The organism is Xanthomonas sp. NCPPB 3174, from assembly GCF_056725205.1.
In genome coordinates, this window is sequence record NZ_CM161517.1 from 3,943,684 (window position 1) to 3,962,192 (window position 18,509).

General features: G+C 69.9%; 16 protein-coding genes. 5 read left to right on the top strand and 11 right to left on the bottom strand.

Annotated features, from left to right (window positions below; translation table 11 throughout):
- Positions 1-38: 38 nt before the first annotated feature.
- Positions 39-455: a BON domain-containing protein gene (locus AC1PK7_RS16990; protein WP_481098895.1), complete on the bottom strand. Its 417-nt coding sequence runs from the start codon at positions 453-455 to the stop codon at positions 39-41.
- A 143-nt stretch (positions 456-598) separates the two neighbouring features.
- Here AC1PK7_RS16990 and AC1PK7_RS16995 point away from each other — a divergent pair, with 143 nt between their 5' ends.
- A complete protein-coding gene (locus tag AC1PK7_RS16995) occupies positions 599-1,639 on the top strand; it encodes an oxidoreductase (protein ID WP_481098896.1) in 1,041 nt (346 codons plus the stop codon).
- Between the two features lie 10 nt (positions 1,640-1,649).
- On the opposite strand, the gene gnd is transcribed toward AC1PK7_RS16995, so the two are convergent.
- Complete coding sequence (gene gnd, locus AC1PK7_RS17000; protein WP_481098897.1) at positions 1,650-2,594, bottom strand: phosphogluconate dehydrogenase (NAD(+)-dependent, decarboxylating); 945 nt, start codon at positions 2,592-2,594, stop codon at positions 1,650-1,652.
- Positions 2,595-2,663: 69 nt separating this feature from the next.
- Entirely contained in the window at positions 2,664-3,974 is a 1,311-nt protein-coding gene (locus AC1PK7_RS17005; RefSeq protein ID WP_481098898.1) for a hypothetical protein, read from the bottom strand.
- 186 nt (positions 3,975-4,160) lie between these two features.
- On the opposite strand from AC1PK7_RS17005, the gene AC1PK7_RS17010 reads away from it, so the two are divergent.
- A complete protein-coding gene (locus tag AC1PK7_RS17010; RefSeq protein ID WP_481098899.1) occupies positions 4,161-5,051 on the top strand; it encodes a TIGR01777 family oxidoreductase in 891 nt (296 codons plus the stop codon).
- Positions 5,052-5,198: 147 nt separating this feature from the next.
- Here AC1PK7_RS17010 and AC1PK7_RS17015 read toward each other — a convergent pair whose 3' ends face one another.
- From AC1PK7_RS17015 to AC1PK7_RS17040, 6 genes are all read right to left on the bottom strand, one after another.
- Entirely contained in the window at positions 5,199-5,567 is a 369-nt protein-coding gene (locus AC1PK7_RS17015; RefSeq protein WP_048492391.1) for a glycine zipper 2TM domain-containing protein, read from the bottom strand.
- A 131-nt stretch (positions 5,568-5,698) separates the two neighbouring features.
- Positions 5,699-6,445, bottom strand: coding sequence for a DUF2242 domain-containing protein (locus AC1PK7_RS17020; RefSeq protein WP_481098900.1), 747 nt, complete (start codon positions 6,443-6,445; stop codon positions 5,699-5,701).
- A 124-nt stretch (positions 6,446-6,569) separates the two neighbouring features.
- Entirely contained in the window at positions 6,570-7,619 is a 1,050-nt protein-coding gene (locus tag AC1PK7_RS17025) for a DNA methyltransferase (RefSeq protein ID WP_481098901.1), read from the bottom strand.
- Complete coding sequence (locus tag AC1PK7_RS17030) at positions 7,612-8,718, bottom strand: hypothetical protein (protein WP_481098902.1); 1,107 nt, start codon at positions 8,716-8,718, stop codon at positions 7,612-7,614. The genes AC1PK7_RS17025 and AC1PK7_RS17030 overlap by 8 nt, the downstream gene beginning before the upstream one ends.
- Before the next feature lie 9 nt (positions 8,719-8,727).
- On the bottom strand, positions 8,728-10,152 hold the full coding sequence (locus AC1PK7_RS17035; protein ID WP_481098903.1) for a nicotinate phosphoribosyltransferase: 1,425 nt from the start codon (positions 10,150-10,152) through the stop codon (positions 8,728-8,730).
- Between the two features lie 61 nt (positions 10,153-10,213).
- Positions 10,214-11,269: a bifunctional nicotinamide-nucleotide adenylyltransferase/Nudix hydroxylase gene (locus AC1PK7_RS17040; RefSeq protein ID WP_481098904.1), complete on the bottom strand. Its 1,056-nt coding sequence runs from the start codon at positions 11,267-11,269 to the stop codon at positions 10,214-10,216.
- Between the two features lie 286 nt (positions 11,270-11,555).
- Here AC1PK7_RS17040 and AC1PK7_RS17045 point away from each other — a divergent pair, with 286 nt between their 5' ends.
- Positions 11,556-12,554, top strand: a complete 999-nt coding sequence (locus AC1PK7_RS17045; protein ID WP_481098905.1) for an arabinogalactan endo-1,4-beta-galactosidase — start codon at positions 11,556-11,558, stop codon at positions 12,552-12,554.
- Between the two features lie 86 nt (positions 12,555-12,640).
- Positions 12,641-13,513: an endonuclease/exonuclease/phosphatase family protein gene (locus tag AC1PK7_RS17050; protein ID WP_481098906.1), complete on the top strand. Its 873-nt coding sequence runs from the start codon at positions 12,641-12,643 to the stop codon at positions 13,511-13,513.
- 575 nt (positions 13,514-14,088) lie between these two features.
- Here the strand turns inward: AC1PK7_RS17050 and AC1PK7_RS17055 are convergent.
- A complete protein-coding gene (locus tag AC1PK7_RS17055; RefSeq protein ID WP_481098907.1) occupies positions 14,089-14,988 on the bottom strand; it encodes a LysR substrate-binding domain-containing protein in 900 nt (299 codons plus the stop codon).
- Between the two features lie 86 nt (positions 14,989-15,074).
- On the opposite strand from AC1PK7_RS17055, the gene AC1PK7_RS17060 reads away from it, so the two are divergent.
- Complete coding sequence (locus tag AC1PK7_RS17060; RefSeq protein WP_481100919.1) at positions 15,075-15,818, top strand: sulfite exporter TauE/SafE family protein; 744 nt, start codon at positions 15,075-15,077, stop codon at positions 15,816-15,818.
- A 340-nt stretch (positions 15,819-16,158) separates the two neighbouring features.
- On the opposite strand, the gene AC1PK7_RS17065 is transcribed toward AC1PK7_RS17060, so the two are convergent.
- Positions 16,159-18,336, bottom strand: coding sequence for a carboxy terminal-processing peptidase (locus AC1PK7_RS17065; protein ID WP_481098908.1), 2,178 nt, complete (start codon positions 18,334-18,336; stop codon positions 16,159-16,161).
- Positions 18,337-18,509: the final 173 nt, after the last annotated feature.

Genomic DNA, 18,509 nt, shown 5'->3' on the forward strand with positions numbered 1-18,509 from the left:
CTCGTCGCATCCCCACCCGCGGCCGCGGAGCGCAATGCTTACTTCTTGGCGGCGGCGCTGACCTTCAGGTCGGTCGCATCGACCTTCTTGACCCCGTCGATCTTCTTGGCGACCGCCACGGCCTTGTCCTTCTCCGCCTTGGTCGCGACCGCGCCCGAGAGCTTGACCGTGCCATTCACGGTATCGACCTTGATCTCGGTGCCCGACACGTTCTTGGTGGCCAGCAGATCGGCTTTCACCTTGGTGGTGATCCAGGTGTCGGTGACCGGCTCCTTGGAATCGTGGCGGCTGGCGTCGTGGGCGGTGGTGTCGTGCTGCATGGTGTCCTGCTGGCCCATGGTGCCGTGGTCCTTGGCGCCGGTGGCCTGACCGGCGGCGAACGCCTGGCCGGCGCCGAACGCGAAACCGGCCATCAGGGTGGCGCCGAGCAGGGTGCGTGCATTGATCGTCTTCATCGTGTCTTCCTCCGCTGAATGTGCGCGCAGTCTCCACCACGCCGTCGTACAGGCAGCGTGACCACGGAATCGCCGCAGCGTGAATGCACGATGCGCGCCAGCAGCCGGGCGATACTGGATGCCCGTCGCTTCCGCCCGCGCCCATGTCCGCCTTCAATCTCGCCCTGCTCGGCTTCGGCTACGTGGGCCGCACCTTCCATGCGCCGCTGATCGCACACACGCCCGGCCTGCACCTGCACACCGTGGTCTCGCGCCAGGCCGAGGCGGTGCATGCGGCCTGGCCACAGGCGCACGTGGTCGCCGATGCGGCGCAGGCCTTCGCCGATCCGCGGATCGATGCGGTGGTGATCGCCACGCCCAACCAGACCCACGCGCCGTTGGCGCTGGCCGCCCTGGCCCAGGGCAAGCACGTGCTGGTGGACAAGCCGTTCACGCTGGACGTCGCCGAGGCGCAGCAGGTGCTCGACCAGGCGCAACGCGTCGGCCGCATCGTCAGCGTGTTCCAGAACCGACGCTGGGACGGCGACTTCCTGGGCGTGCGCGCCCTGCTGGAGGCCGGCACGCTCGGCGAGATCGCCGAGTTCCATTCCCACTTCGACCGCCATCGTCCGCAGGTGGTCGACCGCTGGCGCGAGCACGCGCTCCCCGGCTCGGGGCTATGGTTCGACCTGGGGCCGCACCTGCTCGACCAGGCGCTGCAGCTGTTCGGGCCGCCGCAATCGCTGCAGGCCGACCTGGCGCTGCAGCGCCCCGGTGCGCAGACGGTGGATTACGTGCACGCGGTGCTGCGCTATCCGCGGCTGCGGGTGGTTTTGCATGCCGGCTCGCTGGTCGCCGCGAACGGCCTGCGCTTCGCGCTCCACGGCACCGCCGGCAGCTATCTCAAGCATGGACTGGACACGCAGGAAGCGCAGTTGCGCGCCGGAGTCGCGCCGGGCGCGCCCGGCTGGGGCGAGGATCCCCTGCCCGGCCAGTTGCGCCTGGTCGGCGCCGACGGCACGCACGCCGTGCAGACGCTGCCGGCGCACCGCGGCGATTACCGCGACTGCTACGCGGCGTTTCGCGAGGCGCTGGCCGGGCGTGGGCCTGCGCCGGTGGATGCGGCGCAGGCGCTGGCGGTGATGCGCCTGCTGGAGGCGGGCGTGCACAGCGCCGCCTCCGGTTGCAGCGTGACGCTGGACTGAGCGCCGCGGCTCAGGCCGGACGCGTGCCGCCCGGCGCGGGTGCGGCGCCGCCCTCGTGCTTGATCGCATGACCGCCGAACTGGTTGCGCATCGCCGCCAGCAACTTGTCGGCGAACGAATCGTCGTCGCGCGAGCGCAGCCGCTCCAGCAGCGAGAGGGTGATCACAGGAGCAGGCACGTCCAGGTCGATGGCCTCGGCCACCGTCCAACGGCCTTCGCCGGAATCCTGGACGAACGGCGCGATGCCGGCCAGGGTCGGATTCTCGCCCAGCGCATCGGCGCACAGGTCCAGCAGCCAGGAACGCACCACGCTGCCCTGGCGCCAGACCTCGGCCACCTGGTGCAGGTCCAGCGCGAACTCCTGCTTGCGCCCCATCAGCGCGAAGCCTTCGGCATAGGCCTGCATCATTCCGTACTCGATGCCGTTGTGGACCATCTTGGTGAAGTGGCCGGCACCGCTGGGGCCGACGTGTCCCCAACCGGCATCGGCGGCCGGCGCCAGGGTCGCGAACACATCGTGCAGGCGCTGCACCGCGGCGGTGTCGCCGCCGATCATCAGGCTGTAGCCCTCGCGCAGCCCCCACACGCCGCCGCTGGTGCCGCAGTCGACATAGGCGATGCCGTGCGCGGCGAGTTCGCCGGCACGGCGCATCGAATCCTTGTAGTAGGAATTGCCGCCGTCGATCACCACGTCGCCCTCGCCCAGCAGCGGCAGCAGCGCCGCCAGGGTGTCGTCGACGACCTTGCCGGCAGGCACCATCAGCCACACCGCGCGCGGCGCCGGCAGCGCCGCGATCAGCGCGGCCATGCTGTCGACCGCTTCCACCCCGCGCTGCTGCGCCGAACTGCGCGCGGCCTCGCCCAGGTCGAAACCGACCACGCGATGCCCGCCGCGCACCAGCCGCTCGGCCATGTTGGCGCCCATCCGGCCCAAGCCTACAAGTCCCAGTTCCATGCGTCGTTCCCGGTTCGAAAAAAGGAGGGTTAGGGTCTCACGAAGCGGCGATGCCGACGTGACGCGCAGCTAAGGCGCCGGCACATCGGCACGCGCCGACCGCGGCGTCTGTGCGCAGTCGTGCAGTTGCAGGTCGCGCCAGCGCCGGTACAGGGTGGTGTGCAGGTTGTGCAGGGTCAGCTCGATCGCAAACGGCGTGCGCGGATTGCGATCCAGCAGCCGCACCACGTGATAACCGATCGGCTTGACGCCCTTGGGATGCACGTAGACCTGAAAGCCCCGGTAGAACGGATCGTCGAGCAAGGCGTCGAGTTGCGCGAGCACCGCCTGCTGCGCCGGATCCAGGCGTGCGCGCAGCGCCGGGTCGCGCACGTACAGCAGGCGCTCGAAGCGCTCCCGCCCCGGACCGCGCAGCGCCTGCGCCAGTTCCCAGATGCGCCGGTTCTGGCCGTCGTAGTAAGCGAAGCCACCATGCGCGCGCAGAGATGCCGCGGCCTCGGCACTGACCGCGGCGACCACGAAGTTTTCCGCCTGGTTGTTGATGTCGTCCAGGTAGCGACGCTCGAACACGTGCACGATGTAGCCGGGCGCACCGAGGAAGGCCGCACGGCCGCGCTGCGCGGTCCTGGCCGCCTTGCCGTCGGCGAAGAACTCGCCGGCATGCGCGCCGAGCAGGATGCTGTCGGTGTCGTGCAGGGTCAGGAAGGTGCCGATCGACAGCTCGTCGGCGCTGAACGCGCGGTCGAACGCGGCATCGCCATACAGTTCGCGCTGCGTTGCCAGTTGCGCGATCTGCCGGCCGACGCCGCATTCCGAGCGCACGTGGCCGCTGTAGAACGCCTCGATCGCCTGCGCATTGCCGCCGGCCGGGCGATAGCCGCGGCCGAAGCTGCGGAAGCGCTCCCAGCCTTGCGCGTGCGCGCCGCGCAGGCCGAAGCCGATCCAGCCCAGTTGCAGCGCCGAGAAGCGATAGCCCGGATTGTCCTGCAGCCGCGCGACCGCGCGCGTGGTGGCCGCGCCCAGTTGCAGGAAATAGCCGCACTGCGTCGCCGGCGCGTCCAGCAAGGCGCGCAACGCCTGCTGCCGCTGCGCGTCATTCCAGCCGGTGGGCAAGGCCGCCTGCAGATCGCCGTGCGCCTGCGCCTCGGCCAGCGAACCGCGTTCGCAGGGCGCGCCAGCGGCGATGTGTGGCTGCGCGTCGGCGGTCCTGCCGATGCGCCAGCCGAGCCGCTCCAGCAGGGCAGTCAGACAGGCGGCGCTGGCCTGGTCGGCCGGCGCTGGCGCGGCCGTCGCCGCGGCACTGGCGAGCAGCGCAGCCAGCAGCAGACCCACGCCGCGGCGCGGACGCGGCATGCGCGCGAATCGGGGTGGTCGGATCATGGAGCGGGCATCGCGAGCAGGAACATCCGTTGGTTGCGCGGCGCGGCGCGGCGCCCGCGCAGCCTGACGGGTGGCCCGTGCAGGCGTCGCGAAACCGCCCCGCCGCACCGGCGGCGTCGGCATTCACTCTTCCGCCATGCCCGGCGCACCTACACTGCGGCTCCCTTGGCGCAAGCGATCCCCTGCATGCACGTGCTCGTTACCGGAGGCACCGGATTCATCGGCAGCGCACTGTGCGCTGCCCTGCTCGACGCCGGGCACAGGGTCAGCGTGCTCACCCGCGACCCGGCGCGCGCGGCGCGGCTGTTGCCGGCGGTGCAGGCGCTGGACGATCTGCGGCGCGCCGCACCGGCCGATGCGGTGATCAACCTCGCCGGCGAACCGCTGACCGAGGGCCGCTGGAGCGCCACCCGCAAGCGCCGCTTCCGTACCTCGCGCATCGGCACCACCCGCGCCCTGATCGACTGGATGAGCGGGCTCGACGCCGCGCGGCGTCCGGGTTGCCTGATCTCCGGCTCGGCGATCGGCTACTACGGCGATCGCGGCGACGAGGTCCTGGACGAAACCAGCACGCCCGGCGACGACTTTTCCGCCGAGCTGTGCCGCGACTGGGAAGCCGAAGCGTTGCGCGCGCAGGAGTTGGGCGTGCGCACCAGCCTGATCCGCACCGGCGTGGTGCTGGGCCGCGACGGCGGCGCGCTGGCGCGGATGCTGCTGCCGTTCCGCTTCGGCATGGGCGGACGCATGGGCGATGGCCGCCAGTGGATGAGCTGGATCCACCGCGACGATCAGGTCGGGCTGCTGCTGTGGCTGCTGCAGCACGGTGGCGAAGGCGCCTACGACGCCACCGCGCCAGCGCCGGTGACCAATGCCGCGTTCGCGCAGCAACTCGCCGCGACCCTGCATCGTCCGGCGCTGCTGCCGATGCCGGCGGCGGCGCTGCGCCTGGGCTTCGGCGAGATGGCGGAACTGCTGCTAGGCAGCCAGCGCGTGCTGCCCGCACGCGCACAGCGCGAGGGCTATGTGTTCCGTTATCCGCAGTTGGACGCGGCGCTGCGCGACCTGCTCGCCGGTTGAGCTACGGCGGCGGCGCTGCGCGCGACGTCGCAACCGACATCCCAAAGAAAACGCCCCGGCGGAGGACTCCGCCGGGGCGTGCTTTATCACGTCGTCAGGTCGTCAGGTCGGCGCCAGGCGCCGACCGACACGGCGCAGTGGCGCGACTCAGTAGCGCTTGCAGACGGTCTCGACCACGCGATTGCCATTGGCCTGCTGACGCTGGCCCTGGATGTAACGGCCGGTGGCGCCACCGGCGACCGCGCCGCCGACCGTGGCCAGCTTGCGGCCATCGCCCTTGCCGATCTGGTTGCCGAGCAGGCCGCCGATCGCCGCGCCCGCCAGGGTGCCCCCGATGCGGTCCGGGTCGGTGCTGTTCTTGCGCACCGCGACCTTCTTGCAGTGCACGCGGGTGCCGTCGCTGAAACGGCGGCCATTGTCCTCGGGGCCGTAATGGCGCTGCGCCTCGGCGAGCGGCGCGGCGGCCGTGGCGATGGCGAGCACGGAAAGACACAAGGCGGATTTGAGAGTGTTCATGCTGATTGCTCCTGGGTGGCGGAGCCGATGCACTAGCACCGCGCTCTCGACGGGCGCCACCTTCTCACCGATTTCGCGAATGGTTCGTGAAGCGAAATCGGCCGCATTCAGCTTCTGCAGCAGCGCCTGAATCAGTCGGCGCCACCGGGTTCGTTGCTTGCCGGCGCCGTCGTGGCCGGCGGCTGCGCTGCCGTGGCCGATGCGGGTGTCGGCGGCGACGTAGGCACCGCAGCGGGCGTCGGTGACGGCTCGGTCGACGCGGCCGCTGGAGGTGCTGCCGGTGCCGGCACCGGTGCTGGCGCCGCCATCGCCGCCGGCGTCGGCGGATGCGCGGGCGGCTCCGGTGCGGGCTTGCTCTTGGGCAGGTACTCGCTCATCAACTGGAAGAAGCGCTTGTAGAAGTCGCCGTCTTGCACGGTGCTGCTGGCGACCCGCACCATCGAGTCGTCGCTGCTGCCGATCGGCAACGACACCGAGCCGAGTACGCCGACACCGACGCTGGCCGAGGTCGGGCTCTTCTTCAGCGCATAGCGGTCCTGCAGCGCGCTGACGAACACCCACGACTCGTCCTGCCCGTGCGCCACGCACGACACGCGCAGTTCCAGTTGCTCGTGCAACTCGTCGCTGGGCTGGAAGTTCTTGGTGCCTTCCACCGCATCGGCGGTGGCCTTGGACACCACGTAGCCCTGGCTCAGCAGCGCGCGGCGCGCCGATTCGCAGGCCTGCGCCGGCTGCACCGGATAGTTGCGCGAATACGTGTTGTCGGAGTTGAAGGTCTCTTTCACCAGGCCGTCCTGCTTGCGCGCGAAGCAGCCGCTCAGGCCGATCGCGATCAGCGCGAGCGCGGGAATGGCGAGAACCTTGGGGGTAGCGGACATAGGCCGTTGACCGGAGAGAGGGAACCGCGGCAAAGGATAGCCGCAAGCGCGTCGGCGCGGCCTTGACGCCGCCGCGGCCGCTCATCCCGCGGTTAGCGAGATGCGCGGCCGGGCCGCCGCCGGGTCAGGCGGCGGCGGGTTCCAGCGCCAGGTCCACGCGCAGCAGGCCGCCGTCGCCGGCCCGGCGTTCGGCGCGCAGGTAATGATGGGCGTCGAGCAGTTGCAGGGTCGGCGGCGCCGCCAGCGGCTCGCCCCACAGGCTCAGCAGGAAGCCACGCGCGCGCAGCCAGTCGAGCAGCCGCAGCAGGCCGTCCAGGTCGCGCGGCAACAGCAGGTCGACGTCGCCGGGCAGACGCGGTGCCGCCGCCGGATCGGCCAGCCAGCGCGGATAGCTGCCGTACAACGCGAAGGCGAAACCGTCGGCGCGCAGGGCCGCCAGCAGTTGCGCCGTGCCCGCCAGGTCGATGCGCTGGCGCCGGTGCTGGAAGATCAGCGCGTACTCGTGGCTGCGATCGTTGCGGGTGTCGCCGGGCGCCAGCGGCTGCGCCGTCTCGCGCGGGTAGCACAGCACGCGCTCGGGACAGGGCGCGAACAGGCTGCCGAGGATCCGGGCCAGGTCCCAGGCCTGCGGCACGGTGACCTCGCCGAGTTGGACGTTCTCCACCATTGCGATGCAGAAGCCGTCCTCGCGCAGGTGGCGGCGCACGCCATGGAACACCGCGCGCAGGCCGTGCAGGTAGCTTGCATAGTCGGCGCTGGCGTAGAGCTGACCGGCCCCTGCATCGGCGGGCCAGGCACAGCCGAAGTACGGGACGTTGGTCAGGCACAGGTCCACCGGTGCGGATGGCGCGCAGTGCGGCAAGCCGCCGTCCAGCACCTCGGCGTGCAGGCCCAGCCGCTGCAGCCGTTCGCGCGCCAAGCGCGCACGTGCCGCGTCGATCTCCAGGCCGATGCCGTGGCGGCCTTCCAGTTCGGCCGCGAGCAGCGTGCTGCCGAAGCCGCAGAACGGATCCAGCACACGCGCGCCGGGCGCGCTGAAGTGGCGCACGAACGGCCGCATCTGCCCGACCCAGCCGCAGTCGCGCGCGCCCAGCGGATCGCGCTGGCGCAGGTCCTCCGGCAGCCGATGTTCCGGCGGATCCGGCTGCGGCGTCCACCAGCTGCGGCTATCCATGCGGCGCCCGCCACAGCAAATCGCGGTCCGGCTGCCAGCCCGCGCACAGCCGGCCGTCGGCGAAGAACACCAGCTTGTAGATGTCGCCGCTGTCGTGGCGCGCGTGCATCGCGCCGTAGTCGGAGGTCTCGAACACCACCTCCATGCCGTCGGCGGTGGCCAGGCGCAGGTTCCAGAAGTAGTAGCCCTCGGTGATCTGCAGCGGCTGCAGCGTGCGCCACCACGGCGCGGCCATGCAGGCACCGAGTACCTGTTCCACCGCGGCCCGCGCCTGCGTCAGATAGCGCGCGGTGCCGCCGTCGCGGTAACCGTCGCCGAGTCGGGAGAACTCGCGGAAGATCACCGTGCGCGCCCCGCAGGCACGCGCCCACTCCAGGTAGGCGGCGACGCCATCGGCATCGGCGATGCCGCCGTGCTGCAGGATGCACACCAGGCGCAATGGCAGCGCTTCGGCGATGCGCTGCGCCGTGGCGACGAAGACGCCCGCGTCGGCAATCGCTTCGCCGTCGCGGAAACGCATGATCGCGTCGTTGTGCGCCTGCTGCGGATGGTGCCGCGACAGTTCGATCCACGACAGGCCGAAGCGCTGCAACGCCTGCAGCAGCGCGTCGCCGCGGCCGCGGGCGAAGCCGGCGCCATTGCTGTACAGCACCCGCTGCTCGACCAGCAGACCCTCGCGCTCGGCGGCACCCAGGGTCTGCAGCAGTTCCACGAACCAGTTTTCGTCGTCGGTCATCTCCAGCCCCGACAGCGAATGCGACAGCGGCAGCCCGCGCAACTGCGCCAGCGCCTGGCGCAACTGCGCGAAGTAGTCCGGCGGTGGCCGCAGGCTCGCCGCGGCGGTGCCGCCGGCCTGCGGCCGCAGGGTTTCCGAGCAGAAGCGGCAGCGCGCCGAACATGGCCGCACCGATGCGTAGGGAGTGAAGGTCACCGGCTGCGCGACGCGGTAGTCGCGCGCGCCGATGCGCTGACGTCGCCAGCGCGACGCATCGGCGGCGGCCGGCACCCGCCATTCCAGGTGCGGGGTGCTGGCGCGCAACGCGGCGAACAGCGGCGAGCCGCCGCTCAACGGCGGCGCGCTTGGCAGGGAGGCGTGCATGGCCGCCTCCTACAGGCGCGCGGCGTTCGCGCGCTCGCGTACCTCGGCGAAGGTCCAGTCGTGTAGCAGGCGGCCGTTCTCCCACACGGTGACCATCGCATCGTCGTAGCCGGCCGGGCCGGCGACCGCTTCGGCCGACACCGCGTCTGGCGCCACCGGCTCGGTGCGGTAGCTGCCGTACTCGCGGTGCCGCAGCAGGCGCATGCGCCCGCGCTTGCTGAGCTTGCCCTTGTCGGTGACCGGATCCTTGTAGACGTCGATCCAGCGGCCGTCGACGCGCGCGGCCGAACACTTCAACGCGAACTTCTGCGTATCGCGGTCGAGCCGCTGCAGCAACGCGCCGCCCATGCCGAAGGCCAGGTTGTCGGTGGCGTAGCCGGCGCTGGTGATGCGCTCCAGGATCGCGCGGATGCTGGTCGGGTTGACCCCGTCGCCCTGGATCACCCGCACGTGGTTGAGCACCTTGTAGCCCTTGCCGTTGACGCTGTGGCCGAAGGCCTCCTCGAGCAGTTCCAGGCACTGGTGCACCACCGCCACCGGATCGCCGGAGTCCGGGCGGATCACCACGGTGGCGCCGGAGGCGATCACCTCCTCGCGCAGCGTGGTGCCCCAGTGCTCGCGGATCGCGTGGAAGATGTCATAGCTGTCCGATACCACCGCGACCACGCCGCCGGGCTTGCCGAACTGCTTGAGCATGTTGCGGTACGCATCGACCTCGCGCTCGCGGCCCCAGCTGGTGATGGTGCTGTGCTCGGCGGCGGGGATCGAATAGCCGGCCATCGGCTCGTGGTAGTGCGCGCGCGCCAGCAACAGCCCGGACACGGTGTCGGTGCCGAGGAAGTTGACCAGGTGCGCCGCGCCGCCGATCGCCGCCGATTCCAGGCTGGACACGCCGCGCGCGCCGAAATCGTGCAGCTTGAACGGCAACTGCCCGTCCGGATCGTCGCTGGTGCGCTCCAGGAACTGGCGGATGGTCTGCTTGGCGTGCCAGCTCACCGTTGCCACGGTCACCGGATACCAGATGCGCAGCAGCAGCGTCTCCAGGTACGACGGCACCCAGTAGGCCTGCGCGTCGGTGGACTCGATGGTCATCAGCGCGTTGTGGGTCGGCACCACGCTGCCCTCGGGCACGGCGCGGATGCGGATCGGTAACTGGCCGCCGAGGCGGTCGACGATGTCGCGCCAGCCGGCCTCGTTGAACGGCTCGCCGTGCGCGGCGAACAGGTCGCGCGCCTCGTCGATGTCGGCATGGGTGACGGGGCGGCCCAGCGCCTCCTTCAGGATCGACTGCAGGCCGAAGAACACGGTGCGGTCGTAGACGCCGCCGCGCGATTCCACATAGAAGAACGTGGCGTCGGTGCCGGGCGGGTACTGCAGCCAGTGGCTGGCCTTGTAGCTGTCGGTGTTGAGCAGCAGGTTGTTCAGGCATTGCATGACGGAAGCTCCTTCGCGTCGGGGAAAGCCGGCGGTCTGTCCGCCAGCCGGGGAGGCCGCGTCAACCGCGGCCCAGGAAGAATTCGAGCAGGTGCAGGTGGTCTTCGAACAATTTCGGGCCCATGCCCAGCACCTCGCTGACCGGCACCCAGCGCGCCTTGTCGGCGTCGTCGCCGCCGCGCACCTCGGGCAGTTCGCCGAACACGAACTCGAAGTGGAAGGCATGGGTGATGGTGCGCCCGCGCAGGCTGCGTTCGGGGTGGTCGAAGACGTGGCGGTTCTTCAGCGAGCCCTTGAGCACCGGCACCGGGATCTTCAGCCGGGTCTCCTCGCGCAGCTCGCGCAGGCACGCATCGAGGATGCTCTCGTGCTGGCCGACGAAACCGCCCGGCAGCGCCCACAGGCCCTTGCCCGGCGCCGCGCGGCGGCGCACCAGCAGCACGTGCCCGGAATGCACCACCACCGCATCGGCGGTGACGAAGGTCGGCGGATACGGCGCCTCCTTCCAGGCGGCGCGGTACTGCTCGATGAACTGGTATTCGGCGAGCAGTTCGGCGTACGACGGCGAGTTCTTGCGGAACGCCTCGAGCATGTCGAACACCGGCGCCGGCACGTTGCCGCGCAGCATCAGCAGCGCACCGTGGAAATCGATGTTGCCGGCCTCGAACAGGTAGCGGCGCAGCTCGGTCGCCGACAGCGTCTCGGTGTGCTGCACGTCGACCAGCGGCCACTGCGGGAACTCGCGCAGGTAATAGCTGCTGGCGTCCTTGTCCATGCCGATCAGGCCGATCCGCGCCTCGGCGCTGCCGCCGTCGCTGCGCACCGCCTCGGCCACCGTGAACTGCACCGCGGCGATCCACTGGCTTTCGTTGTACAGGTGATCGCGCAGCGGACGCAGGATCAAGCGCTCGCCGGCACCTTCCAGCGCGGCCTGGATCATCACGCTGCGCTCGGCAACGGTCCAGGGATTGCGGATGGTGCGGGGGGTCTCGGCCGAGCCGATCAGGAAGATGAGTTTCTGCCCACGCGCCAGGGCGTGGCGGGCAACGGCAGCGTGGCCGTTGTGGAAGGGCTCGAAGCGCCCGATGAACACCAAATAGTCGAACTCCATGAGCATCCCTCACGGTTGGGTGGATCGCCGCGGGTCTGTCCCTTGGCGTGGGCGGAATGCTACGCCGATGCCGCATCGCGTCAAGTGACGCACCGCGCAGATTCATCGGCCATCCAGACAGCGCGCGCGGACGCCGCGCCGGCGACGCTGCAGTGCAGCGCGCGTCGCCACAGCGATCGCGCTAGCCTCGTGCGCGCCGCGGCCACGGGGACCGCCCGGCACGTCGCGCCGGGCGTCGTTCGCGGCCCGCGCGACGCCCCTTCTTCCCTCCTCCCATCACTGCGAGAATCGCATGAACCGATCGAGCAAGCGCGTGTCCGCCTGGCTGCTGGTGTTGTTGCTCGCCTGCCTGTGTGCGCCGGCCATGGCGCAGACCTTCGCCAAAGGTGCCGATGTCAGTTGGATCGACCAGCAGGAGAGCAGCGGGCGCGTGTTCCGCAACGCCTCCGGCGCCACCACCGATTTCTTCTCGCTGCTCAAGGGCACCGGCGTCAACGCGATCCGGCTGCGCGTATGGGTCAATCCGCAGGGTGGCTGGAACGACGGCGCCGACACGCTGAACATGGCCAAGCGCGCGAAGGCGCAGGGCATGCGCATCATGATCGACTTCCACTACAGCGACAGTTGGGCCGATCCCGGCAAGCAGACCAAGCCGGCGGCCTGGAGTAACCACGACTTCGCCACCCTGGTGAAGGACGTGTATTCGCACACGAATGGCATCCTGTCCTACCTCAAGTCCAACGGCATCGACGTGAGCTGGGTGCAGGTGGGCAACGAGATCAACAGCGGCATGCTGTGGCCGGACGGCAAGACGCCCAACTTCGGCAACCTCGCGCAGCTGATCAACAGCGGCTACAACGCCAGCAAGTCGGTCTATCCCAACGCCAAGGTGATCGTGCACCTGGCCAATGGCTACGACAGCGCGACCTTCCGCTGGTTCTTCGACAGCCTCAAGTCGGCCGGCGGCAAGTGGGACGTGGTCGGCATGTCGCACTACCCGTCCCCCAATGCCTGGCAGAGCGCCAACACGCAGATCGCCAGCAACATGCAGGACATGGTGGCGCGCTACGGGTCGGACGTGATCGTCAGCGAGGTCGGCATGGACTGGCAGCAGGCCGCCACCACCCGCGCGATGCTGGCCGATCTGCTCAGCAAGACCCGCGCGCTCGGCAGCCGTGGGCTGGGCGTGTTCTATTGGGAACCCGACGCCTATCCGGGCTGGCAGGGCTACACGATGGGCGCGGTCGACAACAACGGCAAACTCACCCAGGCGCTGTCGGCGTTCAACTGATCGCCGCTCGGCAGGCGCGCCACGCGGTGGTCACCGACACCACCGCCGTGCCACCATCGCGTGCTCCGCTCCTGTCGAGATCTGCCATGTCGCTGTCGCTGTCGTCCGCGCGCAAGCTCGCGCTTCCTCTGCTGCTGGTGCTGGGCGCGTGCATCGCGCCGGCGCAGGCGCGCACGCCCGCCGCGCCGGCCCCGCTCAAGGTGATGAGCTTCAATGTGCGCGTGCCGGTCGACACCGACGGCGACAAGCGCTGGGACGTGCGCCGCAGCGCGATGGCCGCGCTGATCCGCGCGCAGCATCCGGATGTGTTCGGCACCCAGGAACTGGTCGAGCGCCAGGCCGACTACCTGGCCGCGCAATTGCCGGAGTATCGCTGGTTCGGTCCCAGCCGCGATGGCAAGGACGACGGCGAACGCATGGGCGTGTTCTACGACAGCCGCAGGCTGAAGCTGGTGGACTCGGGACACTTCTGGCTGTCGGACACGCCGGAGGTGATGGGCAGCATCAGCTGGGGCCATCCGCTGCCGCGCATGGTCAACTGGGGCCTGTTCGAGCGCATCGGCGATGGCCGGCGCTTCTACCTGTTCGACACCCATCTGCCCTATCGCGACGAGGACGAAGCGGCGCGCGCCAAGGGCGCGGCGCTGATTGTGTCGCGGCTGAAGGCGCTGCCGGCAGACGTGCCGGTGGTGCTGACCGGCGACTTCAACACCGTGCCGGACTCGCCGACCTACCGCACCCTCACCGCCAGCCTGGCCGATGCACGCACGCAGGTGGCGCAGCCGCGGGGCCCGGAAGCGACCTTCCACGATTTCACCGGCCACCCGGACCGGCGCATCGACTGGATCCTCTCGCGCGGGCTCAAAGCAACCGACTACGCCACGCTCGACGCGCGGCCGCAGGGCCACTGGCCGTCGGACCACTTCCCGGTGATCGCCACGTTCGCCTGGCCGCAGTGAGGCGCGTGGGCATGCGGCATGGACCGCAGGCCCGCGAACGGGAGCGGTTCCTATCTGTTCGGTATCAGCCGCGACGAGGCGCCAGCGGTAAAGCCCGTCGCGGCTGAAGCCGCTCCTACCAGGCGACGCCATGCCTGGTAAGGCAGACGGTTAACTAACGAAGTGCCGCTCGTCGTAGGAGCGGCTTCAGCCGCGACGCGCATGACGTGAAAGGCCTTCGCGTGGCTGGCTGGCCAAGGCCACATCGAGCGCTGCAAGACAGGCAACACCTCCGGCAGAGCCAAAGCAGAAGCGCGTGATCCGCTCAGTTCTTCAGTCGCAATCTCGCACCGGGAAGCATCCGGCTCCGGTAGCAGTCGGGACTGAAGTCCCTCCCACAGGAAGCAACTGCGCTGACAGAGGGCCGTACGTCCGCAGGAGCGACTTCAGCCGCGACACGCGTCACCGAGGAACAGCCGTCGCAAGCGATCCCGAACAGCGTAGCAAGGCCCGCGCCTGCCAGTTAACGATGCCTCGCTGCACCATTGCGCAAGCGCATCGTCAGAGGCGTCCGTCGTGCGCCAGCCGACGGATACTCAGGCCGCCGGCACGGCATGCGCGCACAACCAATCGAGAACCTGCTGCACCGGCGACGATGGCGCCGGTGTCGCTCGCCACACGATCGACAACTGGCGCAACGCCCACGGCTCCTGCAACGGCACCGCGACCAGTTGCGCGCGCACGCTGACCCGCTCCAGCGCCGCCTGCGGCAGGATCGCCACGCCGGCGCCGCGTGCCAGCATCCGGCACAGCGGTTCGATGCCGTGCACCTGTGCGCGCAGACGCAACTGGCCACCGGCACGCGCGGCCTGGGTCCGCAGATGCTGCTGTAACGCGCTGTCCTCGGCCAGGCCGAGCAACTGCGCCTGCCATACCTCAGCGAACCGCAGCTGCGACGCCTGTGCCAGCGGGTGCGTGGCCGCGGCCACCAGCACCAGCCGATCCTGCTGGAATGGGTGGGCCTGCAAGCCCTGCAGATCGGCGTGATCGGCGATCACCGCCAGGTCGGCGCGTTGCTCGCGCAGCGCGTCGGCCGCGGCGATGCTGCCCTGCTCGCGCAGCGCCAGATCGATGCGCGGATGCGCCACCAGGAACTCGGCCAGCACCTCCGGCAACCACTCCGACAGCGCCGCAGTATTGGCCAGCAGGCGCACACTCGCCTGATGGCCGCCGGCGTATTCGCCCAGTTCGCTGCGCATCGCCTCGGCCTGGCGCAGCAACTGCCGCGCGTGCCGCAGCAGCGCGGTGCCGGCCGCGGTGAGGCCGACGCCGCGCGGGCCGCGCTCGAACAACGCGACGCCGAGCTGCGTCTCCAGCGCGCGGATGCGTGCACTGGCGGCGGCCAGCGACAATGCGGCGCGGTCGGCGCCGGCGGTGATGCTGCCGGCTTCGGCCACCGCCAGGAACAGCAGCAGATCGGTGAAATCCAGGTGCATCGGCGCTCCCGCCTTCGTCGTTGCCGAAGTCTGCCTGAAGCATTTGCGCATTGTCCGGCCGCCGCGGCACGCTGATGCTCGACGTCATGGACACGCTCGCCCCGCACCTGCTGCCGATCGCCCTGGTCTTCCTGCTGGCCGGCGGCGTCAAAGGCGTGGCCGGCATGGGCCTGCCGACGGTGGCGATGGGCCTGCTTGGGCTGTGGCTGACGCCGACCGAGGCGGCGGCGCTGCTGGCATTGCCGTCGCTGCTCACCAACCTGCAACAGGCCTGGGGCGCAGGCACGGGCGCGCTGCTGCGGCGGCTGTGGCCGCTGCTGGCCTGCATCGTCGCCGGCACCTGGTGCAGCGCCGGCGTCCTCGCCGACGCCGACCCGCGGCTGGCGCGCGCCGGCCTGGGCGCATTGCTGGCGCTGTACGCCGCGCTCGGCCTGAGCAAGTGGCAGGGGCGTCTGTCGCCATCGCAGGCGCGCTGGGCAGGGCCACCCGTGGGCCTGGCGACCGGATTGCTGACCGGCGCCACCGGCGTGTTCGTGTTGCCGGTGCTGCCCTACCTGGTGGCGCTGGAGCTGCCGCGGGACACGCTGATGCGCGCCCTCGGCAGTTGCTTCGCCGCGGCGACACTGGCGCTGGCCGCGGCCCTGGTCGCGCACGGCGCCTTCCCCTCGCACGCACTGGGTCCATCGCTGCTGGCGCTGCTGCCCACCGCCATCGGCATGTGGCTGGGCGCACGGCTGCGCCAGCGCATCTCCGCTAAGACGTTCCGCCACGTGTTCTTCCTGACCTTGCTGGGATTGGGCGTGCACCAGGTGTGGCAGGCGCTGGGCTGAAGACGTGGTTGCGCCGCTGTATCGCGCAGCGGTAGGAGCGGCTTCAGCCGCGATGGGGCCTTCTCGGGAATGCTGGGTCGCGGCTGAAGCCGCTCCTACGACGCCACACGGCAAGGACGCGGCGGACCCAACGCCGCGTCCGCGGTGCGTACCGATCCAGGAGATGGACTGCCGGCCCACGCAGCCCGCCAGTTCCTCCGCACGCATCGACGCAGCGGACCGATCGACCAGCGCATGACGATGACGCATATCGGCTACCTGCAAAACCCGACCTGCAACAAAAAACGCGCCACCGCTGGGCGATGGCGCGTTCGTGTTCGGACGAAGGCGGCGTGCGGGCTCAGTCGGCCCAGCGCCCCGGGCCGGTGGATTGCGGCAGCACCTGCACCGACAGCGGGCGATCCTTCTCCAGCAGGTTGACCGCATCGCTCAGGATCGAGGCCGACTCGCGCAGCAGCGGATCCGGGCGTTTGTCGACCAGCTTCTCGCGCGCGGCATCCTTGATGATGTCGCGCTCGTTGCCGGTCAGGCCGTCGTCGCTGCTGTCGTCGGCCAGCGGATCCAGCGGCAGGCCGAGCTGCTTGCGGATCTCCTGGCGCTGCTTGCGCTGCGCGTCCTGCTTCTCACGCTCGGCGCGGCGCTCGGCCTCGTTGAGCACCACGTACTTCTTCGCCGCTTCGTCGCGGAACTGGCGCACGTCCTCTTCCCACCACTGGAATTCCTTGTCGTTGGCGATGCGCGTGGTGTGCAGCGCCTCCAGCTTGGGCAGCAGCGGCGCGAAATTGCCGTACTGGGTGTGCGGCACCGCGGCGATGCGGCTCCACGGCAGCGCGTTGTCGTAGGTGCTCTCGCCGAACTCGGTGGCATCGACGCTGGCCGGGAAGGCGATGTCCGGCACCACGCCCTTGTGCTGGGTGCTGCTGCCGCTGACGCGGAAGAACTGGGCGATGGTCAGCTTGACCTGGCCGAAGCGGTCGGTCTCGTTGGCCGGCCAGCGGTCCAGGTCGACGATGTTCTGCACCGTGCCCTTGCCGAAGCTGGTCTCGCCGATGATCAGGCCGCGGCCGTAATCCTGGATGGCACCGGCGAAGATCTCCGACGCCGAGGCCGAGCCACGGTTGATCAGCACCGCCAGCGGGCCGTCCCAGGCCACGGCCGGGTTCTGGTCGCTGTTGACGGTGACGCGGCCGCCGGATTCGCGCACCTGCACCACCGGGCCCTGCTCGATGAACAGGCCGGTCAACTCGATCGCTTCGTCCAGCGAACCGCCGCCGTTGTTGCGCAGGTCCAGCACCACGCCGTCGACCTTGTCGGTCTTGAACCCGGCCAGCAGCTTGGCCACGTCGCGTGTCGCCGAGGCATAGTCCTTGGCGTTGCGGCGGCGGCCTTCGAAGTCCTGGTAGAACGCCGGCAGCTTGATCACGCCGATGCGCCGCGCCGGTTCACCGTCCTTCGCCGGCAGCTCGATGGTCTCGCCCTTGGCGGCCTGCTCGGCCAGGCGCACCTTCTGCCGGGTCAGCAGCACCTGGCGATGCTTGCCGTCCACGCCGGCTTCGGCGGGGATGTACTCCAGGCGCACCTGGGTGTCCTTGTCGCCGCGGATCTTGGCGACCACATCATCGATGCGCCAGCCGATCACGTCCTCGACCGGACCGCTCTTGCCCTGGCCGACGCCGACGATGCGGTCGCCCGGCTTGAGCGTGCCGTCCAGCGCGGCGGGACCGCCCGGAATCACCTCGCGGATCACCACCAGGTCGTCCTGCTTCTGCAGCTGCGCGCCGATGCCTTCCAGCGACAGCGACATCTGCTGGTTGAAGTTCTCGGCGGTGCGCGGGGTGAAGTAGTCGGTGTGCGGGTCGACCGTGTTGGTGTAGGCGTTCATGAAGAACTGGAACACGTCCTCGCTCTTCAGTTCCTTCACCGAGTCGTCGAGGTTGGCGTAGCGCTTATCGAGCGTCTTGCGGATGTCCTCCGGCTTCTTGCCGGCGAGCTTGAGCCGCAGCCAGTCGTTCATCACCGACTTGCGCCACAGCGCATCCAGTTCCTGGTCGTCCTTGGCCCACGGCGCGTTCTTGCGGTCGTACTCGAACTTCTCGTCGCCGTCGAAGTTGAAGTCCTGCTTGAGCAGCTTGCGCGCGTAGGCGATGCGCTCGTCCACACGTTGCCGGTACACGGCGAAGATCTGGAACGCCGGTTCCAACTGGCCCGAGGAAATGTTGGCGCCGAGGTTGTTCTGGAAGGCGGCGAACTTGTCGATGTCGGCCTGGGTGAAGAACTGCTTGCTGCCGTCCAGGGTCTCCAGATACTTCTTGAAGACCTCCTTGGAGGTCGCCTCGTCGAGGGCGCGCGGCCGGTAGGCGTAGCGGCTGTCGGAGAGCAGGCCGTACACCAGCTTGGCGGTGGTGGCCTGGTCGGCGGTGGCAGCGGCCGGCAGGGCGGGCGCATCGGTACGGGCGAACAGCGCCAGCGGTGCGGTCAGCGCAAACGCCAGCAGGAAGGCGGAAGCTTTGAATTTCATCTGGGGACTCTCGGCACCAGGCCGTCAGGGGGGCAGCACATCGCGTGAGACAACACGACAGTGACGCAAGTTGCAGGCCGTGTCACCTGTTCATGAAGCAGACTAGCGGCGTGCCTGCGCAGAAGTGTGAACGCTGCCGGTGCAAGCCGCGCGGACGGTCGTCCTGCGGCGAC

Coding starts and splice junctions, on each gene's coding strand:
- AC1PK7_RS17065 (WP_481098908.1), bottom strand. CDS start 18,336: ATGAAATTCAAAGCTTCCGCCTTCCTGCTGGCGTTTGCGCTGACCGCA.
- AC1PK7_RS16990 (WP_481098895.1), bottom strand. CDS start 455: ATGAAGACGATCAATGCACGCACCCTGCTCGGCGCCACCCTGATGGCC.
- AC1PK7_RS17020 (WP_481098900.1), bottom strand. CDS start 6,445: ATGTCCGCTACCCCCAAGGTTCTCGCCATTCCCGCGCTCGCGCTGATC.
- AC1PK7_RS17025 (WP_481098901.1), bottom strand. CDS start 7,619: ATGGATAGCCGCAGCTGGTGGACGCCGCAGCCGGATCCGCCGGAACAT.
- AC1PK7_RS17035 (WP_481098903.1), bottom strand. CDS start 10,152: ATGCAATGCCTGAACAACCTGCTGCTCAACACCGACAGCTACAAGGCC.
- AC1PK7_RS17015 (WP_048492391.1), bottom strand. CDS start 5,567: ATGAACACTCTCAAATCCGCCTTGTGTCTTTCCGTGCTCGCCATCGCC.
- AC1PK7_RS17060 (WP_481100919.1), top strand. CDS start 15,075: ATGGACACGCTCGCCCCGCACCTGCTGCCGATCGCCCTGGTCTTCCTG.
- AC1PK7_RS17050 (WP_481098906.1), top strand. CDS start 12,641: ATGTCGCTGTCGCTGTCGTCCGCGCGCAAGCTCGCGCTTCCTCTGCTG.
- AC1PK7_RS16995 (WP_481098896.1), top strand. CDS start 599: ATGTCCGCCTTCAATCTCGCCCTGCTCGGCTTCGGCTACGTGGGCCGC.
- AC1PK7_RS17010 (WP_481098899.1), top strand. CDS start 4,161: ATGCACGTGCTCGTTACCGGAGGCACCGGATTCATCGGCAGCGCACTG.
- AC1PK7_RS17055 (WP_481098907.1), bottom strand. CDS start 14,988: ATGCACCTGGATTTCACCGATCTGCTGCTGTTCCTGGCGGTGGCCGAA.
- AC1PK7_RS17030 (WP_481098902.1), bottom strand. CDS start 8,718: ATGCACGCCTCCCTGCCAAGCGCGCCGCCGTTGAGCGGCGGCTCGCCG.
- gnd (WP_481098897.1), bottom strand. CDS start 2,594: ATGGAACTGGGACTTGTAGGCTTGGGCCGGATGGGCGCCAACATGGCC.
- AC1PK7_RS17045 (WP_481098905.1), top strand. CDS start 11,556: ATGAACCGATCGAGCAAGCGCGTGTCCGCCTGGCTGCTGGTGTTGTTG.
- AC1PK7_RS17005 (WP_481098898.1), bottom strand. CDS start 3,974: ATGATCCGACCACCCCGATTCGCGCGCATGCCGCGTCCGCGCCGCGGC.
- AC1PK7_RS17040 (WP_481098904.1), bottom strand. CDS start 11,269: ATGCTCATGGAGTTCGACTATTTGGTGTTCATCGGGCGCTTCGAGCCC.